Source organism: Allobosea sp. P1_A7 (genome assembly GCF_056406775.1).
Genome location: NZ_JBFTZN010000029.1, coordinates 38,255 through 53,877, shown reverse-complemented (window position 1 = coordinate 53,877; position 15,623 = coordinate 38,255). Strand labels below are relative to the sequence as shown.

Sequence of the window (15,623 nt, the reverse complement as noted above, 5' to 3'; positions counted from 1 at the left end):
GTCTCAGGCAGCCGGCCGGCCGGAATCATCACATTGCGCCATCGTCGACGGTCGCCGAGCGTCGGGGCCCTGCTGGCGGCGCTGCGAGACCATCTGCGCGAATTGCGGGCGACCGGCCTCCTCGACGAGGACGGCGCCTCGCCGGATACGCTCACCGGCATCTGATATTCCCGGCACTTATAGCTCTTGTGAACCAGCACATGAAGACGCGACGGGCATCCTGCGGATAGCGTTCCGGCGTCTCATCCGCAGGTTCGCAGCTCATGCTTCAACAGACGACAAGACAATGCGTATCCGAGCATTGCCTGGACATTCTCTTCCGCGAGGCGCGAACCTATTACGGTTGGCTGCCGAAGGCGGTGAGCGACGCGCAGCTGCGCGAGCTCTACGAACTCGCGCGGATGCCGCCGACGAGCAGCAATATCAGCCCCCAGCGCATCGTCTTCGTCGTCTCGCAAGAGGCCAAGGAGCGGCTGCGGCCCGGGCTGAAACCCGGCAATGTAGACAAGACCATGGCGGCGCCGGTGACTGCGATCCTCGGCATCGACAGCCGCTTCTTCGATCATCTGGAGCGCCTGGCGCCGCATGCGGTCGACAAGCGCGCGGGCTATCTCGCGGATCCCGACCTTGCTGCCCGGGCGGCCTTTCGCAACGCGACCCTGCAGGGCGCCTACCTGCTGATGGCGGCGCGTGCGCTGGGGCTCGATTGCGGCCCGATGTCCGGGGTCCTGCATGATGTCGTGGACGCCGAATTCTTCCCAGGCGGTGAGGTCAGGTCCAATTTCCTGATCAATATCGGTCATGGCGACCCGGCGAGCGTCAGGCCGCGCGCCGCGCGGTTCGACTTCGACGATATCTGCCAGATTCTCTGATCGCGGAGGGCATCATGCTGCAAACCGTTTCTCCGCGCACCAACCCGCCGCGACTCTGCTTCATCGGCTTCGGCGAGGCCGGACAGGCCTTCGCCGGCGGCCTGCTCGAAGCCGGCATCGTCGAGATCGCCGCCTTCGACACCGCGGGTACGCAGGAGCGCGTCCGCAAGCCGGCAGAGCACCTGGGCGTCCGCCTCGCCGACAGCCTCGAGGCCGCGCTGGCCGGTGCCGATTTCGTATTCTCGGCCGTCACCGCAGCCGACAGTCTCGACGCCGCCCGCCAGGTTGCGCCGCATCTTGTATCCGGCCAGGTCTTCGTCGACGTCAATTCGGTCTCGCCCGGCCGCAAGCGCGAGGCGGCCGCAGCCTTTGCTTCGCCTGGTGCCTATCTCGATCTCGCGATCATGGCGCCGGTTCACCCCAAGCGCCACGCCACACCTTGCCTGGTCGCCGGCGAGGCGGCCGAGCGCTTCATCGCGATCTTCGGTGGCTTCGGCATGGAACTCGGGCCGGCGGGTCCGCAGATCGGATCGGCAACGATCATCAAGATGATCCGCAGCGTCATGGTCAAGGGGCTGGAGGCGTTGACCTATGAGTGTTTCATGGCGGCGCGTGTCGCCGGAATCGACCCGGTGATCCTCGACTCCCTCGGGCGCAGCTATCCTGGCCTCGATTGGCCAAAAGTCGTTCCCTACAATGTCAGCCGTATGCTGCAGCATGGCGTCCGGCGTGCCGCCGAAATGCGCGAGGTCGCGCTGACGCTTCGCGAGCTTGGCATCGACCCGGCCGTCACAGAGGGCGTCGTCCTCCAGCAGGAACGACTCGGGCGCCTGCCGTTGCAGGCCGAGCCCGAAGACGGTTTCGCGATGCTCGATGCCGTACGCGCCGCACTCTCCGGGCAGAAGCCGGAGCCCTCATAGTCGCGAAAGTTATAGCTGAAGCCCGAAACACCGCGAAGACCGCTCCGGGCGAAGCCGATACCCAATAAGCAAGCAAGAAAATGCGCCGGCGCAGCAAGCCGGCGCGACCGGCCTCGCCGGAAGGGGAGACAGACGATGGACCAGGACATGCGCGACCCGATCGCGCCAGCAACTGCAAGCGCATCGCCCGATGTCTTGCCGCGGAACCGGAACCTCTACATCAACGGCAGCTGGCGCGAGGCGGCCGAGACCGGCGGTCTCGAACTGACCAGCCCGGCGACGGGCGCGTCGCTCGGCTTCGTCGCGCAGGCCGGAAGCAGTGATGTCGATGCAGCGGTCCGGGCCGCTGGCGCCGCCTATCGCGGCTGGCGGAACGTCGCCCCGGCCGAGCGCGCCAAGATCCTCAGGCGAATCGCCCAGATCGTCCGCGACAACGCGCGGGAACTCGCGCTCATCGACGCAATCGACGGCGGCAATCCGGTCCACGAGATGCTCGGGGACGTTGCCAACGCCGCCTCTCAGCTTGATTTCTTCGCCGGCCTCGTCACCGAGATGAAGGGCCAATCGGTGCCGCTCGGCCGCGACTCGGTCAATTTCTCGGTGCGCGAGCCGCGCGGCGTCATCGGCCGCATCATCCCGTTCAACCACCCGTTCATGTTCTGCGCCGCCAAGTCGGCTGCGCCGCTCGCGGCTGGCAACACCGTCATCGTCAAGCCGCCGGACCAGGCGCCGCTGAGCGCGCTGCGCTTTGCCGAGCTGATCGACGGGGTGCTGCCTCCCGGCGTCTTCAACGTACTCCCAGGCGGTCGCGAGGCCGGAGCGGCGCTTGCCGCCCATCCAGGCGTCGCGATGATCTCGCTCATCGGCAGCGTCCAGGCCGGGCGCGCCGTCATGAAGGCCGGTGCCGATACCATCAAGCCGGTCCTGCTCGAACTCGGCGGCAAGAATGCGCTGATCGCGCTTGCCGATGCCGATCCCGACGAGGTCGCGGCCGCCGTGGTCGCCGGCATGAACTTCATCTGGTGCGGCCAGTCCTGCGGCTCGACCAGCCGGGCCTTCATCCACGAGGCAATCCACGACGCGGTCGTGGCGCGTATCGCCGAGCGTGTGAAGCAATTCCGCCCCGGCGATCCGACCGATCCGGCGACCACGATGGGCGCCATCATCAGCCGTGCCCAGCTGGACAAGGTGATGGGCTTCATCGCGGACACCAAGGCGGAGGGCGCGAGCCTGCTTTGTGGTGGCGGCCGCCCGCTCGATCCGGCGCTCGCCAACGGCAATTTCGTCGAGCCCACCGTGTTTACCGAGGTGACGCCTGCGATGCGGCTGGCGCGCGAGGAGGTCTTCGGACCGGTTCTTGCGGTCTTCCGCTGGTCGGACGAGGCAAGCATGCTCGAGACCGTCAACAGCGTCGAATACGGGCTGACCTGCTCGATCTGGACCAATGACGTCCGCAACGCGCACCGTCTCGCCGGCGAGGTCGAGGCCGGCTTTGTCTGGATCAACGAGGTCTCGCGGCATTTCCTCGGCACACCCTTCGGGGGCTACAAGCAATCAGGTCTGGGTCGCGAGGAATGCCTCGAAGAACTGCTCAGCTACACCCAAGAAAAGCACATCCACGTCAACCTGAAGCGGCCGGCAAGAAGCTGACAGGAGCGATCGGAAAGACCGCGTGACTGCTCGCGGGTCATAAAAATACATAAACGGAGGGAGAAACATGCGTAGTCTCACTGGCGCTGCCGCCCGTCTCGTCGGAGCCGGCATCGCGCTCTCGGCTTCTGCCGGCCTCGCCTCGGCGCAGGCGCCGGCCTACCCGTCCGACCGCATCAACATGACGGTCGCCTTTGCCGCCGGTGGCTTCGTCGATACCTTCGCACGCATTGTCGGCCAGAAGCTCAACGAGAAATGGGGCAAGGCGGTCACCGTCGAGAACAAGGCCGGCGCCGGCGGCAATACGGCCGCTGCAATCGTCGCGCATGCAAAGCCCGACGGGCTGACGCTGCTCGTCACCTCGACGGCGATCGCCATCAACGAGACGCTCTACAAGAAGCGCGACTACGCGCTCGATCAGCTCATCCCGGTTGCCATTGCGGTTTCGTCGCCGGAGACGATCGCGACGCATCCATCGAAGCCCGGCAATCTGAAGGACTATCTCGCCTGGGCCAAGAAGGAGGAGATCACCTTCGCCAGCGCCGGTGTCGGCTCGGGCTCGCATCTGGCGACCGAGTATTTCCTGAAACGCCTCGCCATGCAGCCGGCCTCGCATATTCCCTTCCGCGGCGGCGCGCTCTCGGTGCAGGCGGCACTCGGCAACCAGGTCGACATGGTTGCATCGTCCTTCGGCATCATCCCGCAGGTCGCGGAGGGTAAGCTCAAGGGACTGGCCGTTGCGAGCGAGACGCGTGTCGCGGCGATGCCCGATGTTCCGACCTACACCGAGTCCGGATTCCCCTTCGTCGCCGAATCCTGGGTCGCCGTGCTCGCCCCGGCCAAGACGCCGCCGGCCATTGTCGAGCAGCTCAACGCCGCGATCAACGAGATCGTCAGCGAGCCGCAGACGCGGGAGAAGCTCCTGGGCATGGGCTACCAACTCCATGTCCGCTCGGCTCCCCAGGTCGCGACCTATCTGAAGGCTGAGGTCGCCAAATGGGGCGAGATGGTGCGCACCGTCGGCGTGACCGTCGAATGACGCCGAGCCGGCCGCAACGCGCCGCCTCCCAAGCCAGGGCGAAAATGTCATGAGCCAGTCCGAGCCTCTCCCCCGGTGGAAACGCGCCGTGCGTTCTCCGCAGAATCTGGTCTCCGGCCTGATCCTCATCGCAGCGGCGACCGTCGTCGTGTTGATGCTCGGCAATCTCGCGCAGGGCACGCTGCGCGTCATCGGCCCGGCCATGGTGCCGCGCTGGACGGCGATCGCGATCGGCATCGGCGGTGCTGTCCTCGTCGTGCTGAGTTTCATCGAGGATGGCGACGCGCTCGAACGCTGGCATCTGCGCGGGCCGGCCTTCGTACTGGCCGGAATCGTGCTCTTCGCCGCGACGATCCGTGAGCCCGGCTTCATCGTCGCGGCGCCGCTTGCCATGCTCGTCGCCGGCTTCGGCTCGCGTGAGGTCAGGCCGCGCGAGCTCGTTGTCTTTGCGCTGGCGATGACGGTCGCCTGTGCCCTTCTGTTCCGCTTCGCGCTTAACCAGCCGATCCCGATGCTGGTGCTCCCGTCGTTCTCGATCAACTTCTGAGGCGCGCATGGAACTCCTGCAGAATCTCGGCCACGGCCTCGGCATCGCGCTGTCGCCGACCAATATCCTGCTCTGCTTTGCCGGCTGCATGCTGGGGACGCTGATCGGCGTCCTGCCTGGGATCGGGCCGATCGCGACCATCGCGATCCTGCTCCCGCTGACCTTCGGGCTCGATCCTACCGCCGCGCTGATCATGCTGGCCGGCATCTATTACGGCGCCCAGTATGGCGGCTCCACCGCCTCGATCCTGCTCAATATCCCCGGCGAGTCGAGCGCTGTCGTCACCGCAATCGACGGCCATGAGATGGCGCGCCAAGGCCGAGCGGGCATTGCGCTTGGGATCTCGGCGATAGGCTCCTTCGTCGCCGGCACGATTGCGACACTGGTGATTGCCGCCCTCGCCGCGCCGTTGGCCAGCATCGCGCTGATCTTCGGGCCAGCGGAGTATTTTGCGCTCATGCTGATGGGGCTCGCATTCGCAGTCCTGCTGGCGCGCGGATCCGTGCTCAAGGCCGTGGTGATGATCCTGGTGGGCGTGCTGCTCTCGACTGTCGGGCCAGACCTGACAACCGGCCAGCTGCGCCTCACCTTCGGAGCGACCTGGCTCGCCGACGGTATCGAGATCGCCCTGCTCGGCATGGGGCTGTTCGGCATCGCCGAGGTTTTTCGCAGCCTCGAGCATGGCGAGTCACGGCAGGTACGCCAGACCCATATCGGCCGGCTGCTGCCTGGCCCCGAGGAATTGCGCGCTTCGGCCAAGCCGATCCTGCGCGGAACCCTGCTCGGCTCGATCCTCGGCATCCTGCCGGGCAACGGTGCCGTGCTCGCGCCCTACGCCTCCTACACGCTCGAGAAGAAGCTGGCCCGCGATCCGCGCCGGTTCGGCCGCGGCGCGATCGAGGGCGTCGCCGGGCCGGAATCGGCCAATAATGCCGGAGCTCAGACCTCCTTCATTCCGCTGCTGACGCTCGGTATCCCGCCCAATGCGGTGATGGCCCTGATGGTCGGCGCAATGACGATCCACGGCATCGTGCCTGGCCCGCAGATCATGACCAAGATGCCCGACCTGTTCTGGGGGCTGATCGCCTCGATGTGGGTCGGCAACCTGATGCTGCTGGTCATCAATCTGCCGGCGGTCGGGCTCTGGGTGAAACTGCTGAAAGTGCCGTATCGCCTGATGTTCGTCGGCATCGTCATTTTCTGCTGCATCGGCGTCTACTCGATCAACAACGAGCCGGCCGACATCCTGATCATGGGAGCGCTGGCCGTGTTCGGCTACGGCCTCACCAAGTTCGGCTTCGAGCCGGCGCCGCTGACCCTCGGCTTCGTGCTCGGACGCATGATGGAGGAAAACCTCCGTCAGGCACTGATGATCTCGCGCGGCAACCCCATGACCTTCGTCGAGCGGCCGATCGCCGCCATCCTCATCCTGATCGCGTTCGCCATGCTCACCGTCGCCATCCTACCGGCGATCCGTAAGGGCCGCGACGAGGTCTTCAGCGAATAAGCGCGACAGCCAGATGGACATGACCATGCAGACCGAGGGGGGCGCCGTGGCGCCGGCGACCGAAAGATGGGGCAGCGACGTCGTTGCCGAGACGATCAGGGCGCTGGGCTACAGATATGTCGCACTGGTTCCAGGCGCGAGCTTCCGGGGCCTGCATGACAGCCTGGTGAACCACCTCGGCAACCATGACCCGGCGATGATCGTCTGCCTGCACGAGGAACACGCGGTGGCGATCGCCGACGGATTCTCGCGGGTGGCGCAGGAGCCGATGGCCGTCATCCTGCATTCCAATGTCGGGCTGATGCATGCGACGATGACGATCTTCAACGCCTGGTGCGATCGCCGGCCGATGCTGATCCTCGGCGCGACGGGCCCGGTCGACGCGCATCGCCGCCGGCCCTGGATCGACTGGATCCACACTGCGCGCGACCAGGGCGCGCTGGTCCGGCATTACACCAAATGGGACGACCAGCCGGCCTCGGCCGAGGCCGCGGTCGAATCCGTGCTGCGCGCCGACCAGATCGCGCGGACCGCTCCGACCGGCCCGGTCTATGTCTGCCTCGACGCCGAGATGCAGGAAAGCCGGCTCGACCGCGCGGTAAGGGTCCCCGATATCCGCCGCTTTGCGCCGCCGCGGCCGGCCGCGGCTCCCGCCGAGGACATCGCTCGGACCCTGGACATCCTGCGCAATGCGCGTGCGCCCTTGCTTCTGATCGGCCGGGTCTCGCGCCATGCTGGCGATTGGCAACGCCGTATCGCATTGGCCGAGCGGCTGGGGGCGACGGTTTTGACGACCACGCATAATGCGTCAGGCTTTCCGACCGAGCACCGGCTTCATGCGCTGGCCCCGGTCGGCGAGCGCCCGAACGACGCTGAGCAGCACTTGCTGCGCGAGGCCGATGCCATCGTCAGCCTCGACTGGCACGATCTGGCCGGCTTCCTCAGCGCCCGCTGCGGTGCCTCGCAGACGCAGGAGCCGCTGACGACCGCGATCGTCCACTGCTCGCTCGACGGCCATGTCGCCAATGGCTGGAGCATGGACCATCAGGCATTGCCGGCCTGCGATGTCAGGATCGCGGCCGATCCGGATCGCTTCGTCAGCCAGTTGCTGGAGGCTGTCGGCACGGATTGGCAACCGGCGCCGTCACTGGTGTCCGAAGGCAGCCACTGGACGCAGACAGCCTCGGAGGGCCCGGACCGTACCGCGCCCTTCAACGCCGAACAGATGGCCTTCACGATCTCTGCCTTCGCGCGCGATCGGGAGGTGACGTTCGCCCGTCTCTCCTTCGGCTGGCCGCGCAGCGCCTGCCGGTTCCGCACGCCACTGGATTTTCTCGGCAAGGATGGCGGCGGCGCCGTCGGCACAGGGCCTGGCCACACGATCGGCGCCGCGATTGCGCTGAAGGGCAGCGGCCGGATGACGATTGGAGTCATCGGCGACGGCGATTACCTGATGGGAGTGAACGCACTCTGGACAGCCGCGCATCAGCGCGTGCCGATGCTGCTCGTCGTCGCCAATAACCGGTCCTATTTCAACGACGAGGTCCATCAGGAGCGCATGGCACGCCAGCGCGGCCGGCCGGTCGAGAACAAGTGGATCGGCCAGCGGCTGGATGATCCGGCGCCCGACATCATCGGGCTGGCGCGCGCGCAGGGTTTCGAAGGGGCTGTTTCGGTCCGTAGCGTCGACGAGCTGCTCGCCGAGCTGGAGCGGGGCGCTGCCGTTGTCGCGGCCGGCGGTCGCTACATCATCGATGCGCTGATCATCCCCGGCTATTCCGACCGATGAACGGGCCCCTGGGAGAGGACACGCGGCTCACCGTCGGCTGCGGCGCCTATGACCGGACCTGGCCGCTGATCGCGGGCATGTTCCGGCCGAAGGGCTATACGCTCAATTGGTCGGTGCTCCCGCCGGAGGAGGTCTTCCTGCGCGGCATGCTTGGAGGCGAGTTCGACATAACCGAGATGTCGCTCTCGACCTACCTCCTGCTGCGCTCGCGCGGCACCTGTCGCTATCTGGGCCTGCCGCTGTTCGTTTCGCGCAAATTTCGCCACAGCGCGCTCTATGTCCGCAGCGATTCCGGGATCGAGCGGCCGGAGGATTTCGCCGGCCGGCGCGTCGGCGTCCCGGAATATCAGCTCACGGCCAATGTCTGGGTGCGCGGCCTCCTCGCCGACGAATATGGCGTGCGGCCGGAAGCAGTCCATTGGATCATCGGCGGCATCGATGCGCCCGGTCGCGAGGAGAAGGTGCCGGTCACCCTGCCCGCCCGGTTCGAGACGACGCGGCTGCCCGCCGGCGAGACGCTCTGGCAGTGGCTGCTCGAGGGCAAGCTCGATGCCATCATCGCGCCGCGCGCGCCGAAGGCCTTCGCCGACGGGCATCCGGCGATCCGGCGGTTGTTTCCGGATGTTCCGGCGGCTGAGAGGGCCTATTTCCGAAAGACCGGCCTGTTCCCGCCGATGCATCTGATCGGCATCCGTTCCGACATCGCCGATCGCCATCCCGACCTGGCTGCGTCGCTGACCGTGGCCTTCGAGCAGGCCAAGGCCTTCGCCGCCAACGAGCTGCATCAGTTTGCCTATGACACGGCGATGCTGCCCTGGCAGGAGGCGGCGCTGCGCCAGACCGAAGAGGTCATGGGCAAGGATTACTGGCCCTATGGGATCGAGCCCAACCGCACGGCGATCGAGGCCATGGCCCGCTATTCCCGGGAACAGGGGCTCACCGACAGATGTCTCTCGATCCCGGAGATCTTTCCGAATCACCGCTGAGGGGACCCTCAGTGGCGCCAAGCACCAACGCCGCTCCGTCTGGCCGACAGGCGCAGTGAGCGAAGGCCAGTGCCGGGCAGATTGCCGCGCGCAGCTCAAGGACGGGATTCAGCGGCTGCTGAGTCCGACGCCAACGCGCGGATATTCGCCCGCGAAGGCTTGCTTCGCCTTGGCCATGACCACCCGCACCGCCTAGTATCGGGCAAATCGGCTCATGAAATGCTGGCGGCGGGCCCATGAATCGCTATCCGATGTTCAACCCGCAGCTGCTGCTCAGCTTCGTCGCGGTCTGCGAGAGCCAGAGCTTCACCCGCGCCGCCGACCGCGTGTCCCTGTCGCAGTCCACCGTCAGCCAGCAGGTCAGGCGTCTGGAGGAGATGCTGGGCAAGCCGCTCTTCGAGCGCTCCTCGCATCAGGTTGAGCTGACCGAGGAGGGTGGGCGGCTGCTGAGCTATGCACGGCGCATCATCGCCCTGAACGAGGAGGCGCATGACGCCTTGACCGGCTTCTGGCGCGACGGCGTGCTGCGGCTGGGCATGCCGGAGGATTTTACGGTCCCCACCGTCGACCTGCTGGCGGCATTCAGCCGTGAGCAGCCGCATCTGCGGCTGGACGTCACCAGCGGCCTCAGCGCCGATTTGCGCAGCGCCTATGAGCGCGAAGAGCTGGACCTGATCCTGGTCAAGCAGCGCCGCCGTCAGCCGCCGCGCGCGGCCAGGCTCGAACCGTTGCTATGGCTGGACAGCCAGGCGCACCCGGCCATCGAACGCTCGCCGGTGCCGCTGGCGGTGTTCCCGCTCAACGGTCTCTATCGCGAGGAGCTCTGCCAGGCGCTGGACAGCCTCGGCATTCGCTGGCGTGTAAGCTACAGCAGCGCCAGCCTGGCTGCGCTCGCTGCCGCCTCCGCCGCCGGGCTGGGCGTAACCCTGCTGCCGGCCGGCTGCCGGCTGCCCGACCACCGAATTCTGGGCACGGCGGAAGGCCTGCCGCCGGTGAACGATTTCGAGCTGGCGCTGTACTACCGCGACAACGCGCCCGCCGCGGCCGTCATGCTGGCAGAAAGATTGGCCGAGTTCTGCCACCTGGAACGGTGAGCGGGCCCGAGTTGACGGTGATGCTATGTCCGCGACGGACATCATTGCCAAATCGAATAGTCATCATTGGCAAATATCGCTGCCAACCCGCGCAGCCCATTCGTAATCTAGGAGCCGAAACGCCCAGACCCGAGGTTAAGGAAACAAACGTGGAAAGCGTCCATCAACACAGCCGCAGGGGCTTTCTCTGCCAGACCGGGAAACTCACCACCGCCTGCGCAGTCATCGGCCTGGCCGGTGGCGGCGCACAGGCCGCGCCGGCCAGCGCCGGCCGCCCCTCCGAGGCCGGCGCGAGTACGCTGACCGATCGGCATTACTACCTGAGCGACGTGCGGCTCGAAGAAGGCTTCGAGTATGATGGCGACACGGTCATCGGCACCCGCACCGCGCTCCACACGCTTGAGATCAAGGACGGCAAGATCGCTGCGCTGCACCCGGCAAACACCGCTCCGCCCGCCGGCGTGCCGCGCTATCAGGCGCATGGCCAGCTCATGCTCCCGGCAATGCGCGACATGCACATTCACCTGGACAAGACCTTCTACGGTGGCCCATGGCAGGCGCCGCGACCGCGCCAGGGCAAGACCATCCTGGACATGATCGCGCTCGAACAGAATCTGCTCCCCAAGCTGTTGCCGACCTCGCAACAGCGCGCCGAGCAGCTGATTGCCCTGCTGCAGTCCAAGGGAACGACCGTGGCGCGCAGCCATTGCAACATCGACCCGGTCAGCGGCCTGAAGAGCCTGGAGCACCTGCAGCGCGCGCTGGAGAATCACCGCAGCGATTTCAGCTGCGAGATCGTCGCCTTCCCGCAGCACGGCCTGCTGCATTCCCAGGTCGACGGCCTGATGCGCGAAGCCATGCAGATGGGCGTGCACTATGTCGGCGGTCTGGACCCGACCAATGTCGACGGTTCGATGCAGAAATCGCTCGATGCGATGTTCCAGATCGCTCTCGATACCGGCAAGGGCGTCGATATCCACCTGCATGAGACCAGTCCGGCCGGGGTCGCCGCGATCAACCACATGATCGATACGGTGGAGAAGAATCCGGCACTGCGCGGCAAGGTGACCATCAGCCACGCCTTCGCGCTCACCACGCTCCCTCCGGACGCTCTGGCCGAAACCGCCTCCCGTCTGGCGGCGCAGCAGATGACCATCGCCTCGACGGTACCGATCGGCGGCCTGATGATGCCGCTGCCTCGGTTGAGCGAAGCAGGCGTCTTCGTGATGACCGGGACCGACAGCGTGATCGATCACTGGTCGCCGTTCGGTTGCGCCGACATGCTGGAAAAAGCCAACCTGTATGCTCAGCTCTACCGGGGCAGCGATGAGTTCCGGTTGTCGCGTGCCATGGCGATCGCCACCGGCGGGGTGCTGCCCTTGGACAATGGTGGCAATCGCGTCTGGCCAAAGGCCGGCGATGACGCAGCCTTCACGCTGGTCGGGGCCAGTTGTTCCGCCGAGGCGGTCGCCCGCCTGCCCGCACGCAGCGCCACATTCCATCGCGGGCGCATGGTCTATGGCAGCGTCGGCAACGCCTGATAGCGGTGCGTCCTCGCCCTCCTGACCGCCTGCCCGGGGCCGTCGGGAGGGGAGGCCGCTTGCTTGGTCGTGGCGTAGCGCGCCGGGCGGCCGGGCACGTCATCCCGTCGCGAAGAATGTCAGCCGGTTGAAGAGCGTGTAGTGCGCTTCGAAGACCATGATCGCGACGAAGACCATCAACGCCGCAGGCGGCAGCAGGATCGCGTAGGCGAGCGCAAGGCGCTCCCAGGCCATGTGCATGAAGACCGCGATGATCAACCCTGCCTTCAGCGCCATGAAGAGCAGGATCAGCGACCAGCGCAGATAGCCCACGAGGCCGAAGTAATCGACCATGTAGGAGCAGGCACTGAGGATGAAGAGCCAGGCCCAGACGACGAGATAGAGCCGGACGGGATGCTGCTGCGTATCGCCGTGCGGAGTGTTTGATTGAGCCATGGCGACCTCACCAGAGATAGAACAGCGCGAAGATGAAGACCCAGACGAGATCGACGAAGTGCCAGTACAGGCCGGTGATCTCGACGATCTCGTAGCGGCCCTTCCGGCTCGTGAAGAACCCGCGGCGCTCCTGGTCGAAATCGCCGCGCCAGACCTTGCGCGCGATGATCAGCAGGAAGATCACGCCGATCGTGACATGGGTGCCGTGGAAGCCGGTGATCATGAAGAAACTCGAGCCGAACTGCTCGGCGCCCCAGGGATTGCCCCAGGGACGGACCCCTTCCGCGATCAGCTTCGACCATTCGAAGGCCTGCATGCCGACGAAGGTTGCGCCGAGCAGTGCGGTCAGCAGCATCAGGATCGCCGTCTTCCGGCGGTCGCGCCGGTAGCCGAAATTGACGGCCATCGCCATGGTGCCGCTGCTGCTGATCAGCACGAAGGTCATGATGGCGATCAGGATCAGCGGCAGGTGGTGGCCGCCGATCTCAAGCGCGAAGACCTCGCTCGGATTGGGCCAGGGCACGACCGTCGACATCCTGACCGTCATGTAGGAGATCAGAAAGGTGCCGAAGATGAATGTATCGCTGAGCAGGAAGATCCACATCATGGCCTTCCCCCAGGAGGCCGTCCTGAACGCCCGCTGATCCGCGGACCAGTCCGCCTCGACACTGCTCCAGCCGGTGAGATCTATGCTTTCGGGCTTCAGGGCGGTTGGCGATAGCTCGTTCATCGGTCGCGCCTCCTAGCTCAGCAATCCGCGACAAATCTCGATCAGGTCGTCGGTCCAGCGCATCAGCAGGCTGAAGAGAATGAGCCAGACCAGCAGCAGGAAATGCCAGTAGATCGCGCAGAGCTCGACGCTGAGGCGCAAGGCGCCCGATGCCTGGGGGGTACCCTCGGTCGGCGCGAAAGACCGGGCCGTCGTCCGCCCCAGCGCCACGAGACCTCCAAGCATGTGCAGGCCGTGGATTGCGGTGACCAGATAGAAGAAGGCGCTCGCCGGGTTCGCCGCGCTGAAATAGCCGGCAGCCGCGAGTTCGCGCCAAGCCAGCACCTGTCCGGCGAGGAAGGCCAGCGAGCAGACCCCTGCAGCCAGCAGTCCAGAGCGAATGCTGGACGGTTCGTCGCAGCGCGCAGCGATTACCGCCGAATGCAGGGCGACACTCGCAAGCATGAGCAGCCCGGTGTTGAACCAGAGCACGATCGGCATCGGCAGAGAGCGCCAGTCCGTCATGCTCATGCGCATTGAATAAGCGCTGATCAGGAGCGCGAAGAGCGAGCCGGCAACGGCGAGGAAGGCGCCGAGGCCGAGCTTCGCGATCCGGGGAGATCGCGTCCCCGGATCTCCGGCCTCGTCGATGATCCCGACTTCGAGCCAGGGCTTGGCTGTCAGCCGCTGATGCGACAGCCACCAGCCGGCGAGCGTTGCCATCAGGACCATGAACAGGAGGATGACGACCACGATGCTGCCTCCTCACGCCGTTTGCGGATCGGGAGGCTGGTTCTGCGGCAGGAAATCCTCTGCGGCGCCGGGCACGCTGTAGTCATAGGCCCAGCGATAGACCACGGGCAGCGTCTTGCCCCAGTTGCCATGGGCCGGCGGTGTCTCGGGCGTCTGCCATTCCAGCGTGGTCGCGCGCCAGGGGTTGCCGCCAGCTGGCCGGCCTCGCTTCAGGCTCCAGGCGAGATTGAAGACGAAGATGAGCTGGGCGGCGCCGACGATCAGGGCGACGATGGTGATGAAGCCGTTCAGCGTCGCCGTCGATGCCGGAACGAAGGCCATGTCGCCGATCTCGTGATAGCGGCGCGGCACGCCCATCAGGCCGATATAGTGCATCGGGAAGAAGATCAGGTAGGCGCCGAGGAAGGTGACCCAGAAATGCAGTTTTCCGAGGGTGGTATCGAGCATCCGCCCGGTGACCTTGGGATACCAGTGATAGATCGCGCCGAAGATGACGAGGATCGGAGCGACACCCATCACCATGTGGAAATGCGCGACGACGAACATCGTGTCCGAGAGCGGCACATCGACGACGACATTGCCGAGGAACAGCCCGGTCAAACCGCCATTGACGAAAGTGACGATGAAGCCGAGCGCGAACAGCATGGGTAAGGTGAAATGGATGTCGCCGCGCCAGAGCGTCAGCACCCAGTTATAGACCTTGATGGCGGTCGGGATGGCGATGATCAGCGTCGTGGTCGCGAAGAAGAACCCGAAACTGGGATGCATGCCGCTGACATACATGTGGTGCGCCCAGACGACGAAGCTGAGCGCGCCGATCCCCACCAGCGCCCAGACCATCATGCGATAGCCGAAGATGTTCTTGCGTGCATGGGTGCTGATCAGGTCGGAGACGATCCCGAAGGCCGGCAACGCGACGATGTAGACTTCAGGGTGCCCGAAGAACCAGAACAGGTGCTGGAACAGGATCGGGCTGCCGCCGCGATAGGGGAGCTGTTCTCCCAGAGCCACGATGGACGGCATGAAGAAGCTCGTTCCGATCAGCCGGTCGAGCAGCATCATCACCGCCCCGACGAAGAGAGCCGGGAAGGCCAGAAGCGCCATCACGGTCGCGGTGAAGATGCCCCAGATGGTGAGCGGCATGCGCATCAGCGTCATGCCCTTCGCCCGCCCTTGCAGCACGGTCACGACATAGTTCAGCCCGCCCATGGTGAAGCCGATGATGAAGAGGATCAGCGAGACCAGCATCACGATGATGCCCCAGGGCTGCCCGGGCGTGTTGGCGAGGATCGCCTGCGGTGGGTAGAGGGTCCAGCCGGCCCCGGTCGCTCCGCCCGGCACGAAGAAACCCGCGACGAGCACCAGCACGGCAAGCAGATAGATCCAGTAGCTCAGCATGTTGACATAGGGAAAGACCATGTCGCGCGCGCCGAGCATCAGCGGGATCAGGTAGTTGCCGAAGCCGCCGAGGAACAGCGCGGTCAGCAGGTAGATCACCATGATCATGCCGTGCATGGTGATGAGCTGGTAATAGCGCTCCGGGTCGATGAAGGAGACGAGACCGGGGAAGCCGAGCTGCAGCCGCATCAGCCAGGACAGGACGAGGGCGACGAGGCCGATCGCCAGCGCCGTCAACGAGTACTGGATCGCGATGATCTTGGCGTCCTGGGAGAAGACATATTTCGTGACCCAGCTTCTCGGATGATAGAGTTCGACATCCTCGACGTCGGCGGTCGAGAGAGGTCCGGCAGCGTCACTCGGCACATCGACCATCAAACCGC

General features: G+C 65.7%; 14 protein-coding genes. 10 read left to right on the top strand and 4 right to left on the bottom strand.

The genetic code is table 11. The annotated features are described in order from the left end of the window. Positions 1-263 precede the first annotated feature (263 nt). The 10 genes from AC1D34_RS07555 (at position 264) to AC1D34_RS07510 (ending at position 11,945) form a co-directional block, all read left to right on the top strand. Positions 264-872, top strand: a complete 609-nt coding sequence (locus tag AC1D34_RS07555; RefSeq protein ID WP_441491975.1) for a malonic semialdehyde reductase — start codon at positions 264-266, stop codon at positions 870-872. 14 nt (positions 873-886) lie between these two features. Next, positions 887-1,792 (top strand): NAD(P)-dependent oxidoreductase, encoded by a 906-nt coding sequence (locus tag AC1D34_RS07550; protein WP_441491974.1) that lies wholly within the window; start codon positions 887-889, stop codon positions 1,790-1,792. Positions 1,793-1,927: 135 nt separating this feature from the next. Next, positions 1,928-3,442, top strand: coding sequence for an aldehyde dehydrogenase family protein (locus tag AC1D34_RS07545; RefSeq protein WP_476823906.1), 1,515 nt, complete (start codon positions 1,928-1,930; stop codon positions 3,440-3,442). 67 nt (positions 3,443-3,509) lie between these two features. After that, positions 3,510-4,481 (top strand): Bug family tripartite tricarboxylate transporter substrate binding protein, encoded by a 972-nt coding sequence (locus AC1D34_RS07540; RefSeq protein WP_441505054.1) that lies wholly within the window; start codon positions 3,510-3,512, stop codon positions 4,479-4,481. An 88-nt stretch (positions 4,482-4,569) separates the two neighbouring features. Continuing rightward, a complete protein-coding gene (locus AC1D34_RS07535; protein ID WP_441491971.1) occupies positions 4,570-5,028 on the top strand; it encodes a tripartite tricarboxylate transporter TctB family protein in 459 nt (152 codons plus the stop codon). Positions 5,029-5,035: 7 nt separating this feature from the next. Continuing rightward, the gene (locus tag AC1D34_RS07530; protein WP_441491970.1) at positions 5,036-6,535 is read left to right on the top strand and encodes a tripartite tricarboxylate transporter permease; all 1,500 of its coding nucleotides are present in this window, start codon (positions 5,036-5,038) and stop codon (positions 6,533-6,535) included. A 19-nt stretch (positions 6,536-6,554) separates the two neighbouring features. Further along, complete coding sequence (locus tag AC1D34_RS07525) at positions 6,555-8,324, top strand: thiamine pyrophosphate-binding protein (protein ID WP_441491969.1); 1,770 nt, start codon at positions 6,555-6,557, stop codon at positions 8,322-8,324. Next, a complete protein-coding gene (locus AC1D34_RS07520) occupies positions 8,321-9,310 on the top strand; it encodes an ABC transporter substrate-binding protein (protein WP_441491968.1) in 990 nt (329 codons plus the stop codon). The genes AC1D34_RS07525 and AC1D34_RS07520 overlap by 4 nt, the downstream gene beginning before the upstream one ends. 236 nt (positions 9,311-9,546) lie before the next feature. Then, on the top strand, positions 9,547-10,404 hold the full coding sequence (locus AC1D34_RS07515) for a LysR family transcriptional regulator (RefSeq protein WP_441491967.1): 858 nt from the start codon (positions 9,547-9,549) through the stop codon (positions 10,402-10,404). Positions 10,405-10,553: 149 nt separating this feature from the next. Next, on the top strand, positions 10,554-11,945 hold the full coding sequence (locus AC1D34_RS07510) for an amidohydrolase family protein (RefSeq protein ID WP_476823905.1): 1,392 nt from the start codon (positions 10,554-10,556) through the stop codon (positions 11,943-11,945). Positions 11,946-12,044: 99 nt separating this feature from the next. Here AC1D34_RS07510 and AC1D34_RS07505 read toward each other — a convergent pair whose 3' ends face one another. From AC1D34_RS07505 to AC1D34_RS07490, 4 genes are read right to left on the bottom strand one after another with little or no spacing between them, the layout of a single operon-like run. After that, positions 12,045-12,380, bottom strand: a complete 336-nt coding sequence (locus tag AC1D34_RS07505) for a cytochrome C oxidase subunit IV family protein (RefSeq protein WP_476823904.1) — start codon at positions 12,378-12,380, stop codon at positions 12,045-12,047. A gap of 7 nt (positions 12,381-12,387) precedes the next feature. Then, positions 12,388-13,110 carry a heme-copper oxidase subunit III family protein gene (locus AC1D34_RS07500; protein ID WP_476823903.1) on the bottom strand — a complete coding sequence of 241 codons (723 nt, stop codon included), beginning with the start codon at positions 13,108-13,110 and terminating at the stop codon, positions 12,388-12,390. A gap of 12 nt (positions 13,111-13,122) precedes the next feature. Then, positions 13,123-13,842: a cytochrome c oxidase subunit 3 gene (locus tag AC1D34_RS07495; RefSeq protein WP_476823902.1), complete on the bottom strand. Its 720-nt coding sequence runs from the start codon at positions 13,840-13,842 to the stop codon at positions 13,123-13,125. A 12-nt stretch (positions 13,843-13,854) separates the two neighbouring features. Next, entirely contained in the window at positions 13,855-15,615 is a 1,761-nt protein-coding gene (locus AC1D34_RS07490; protein ID WP_476823901.1) for a cytochrome c oxidase subunit I, read from the bottom strand. Positions 15,616-15,623 lie beyond the last annotated feature (8 nt).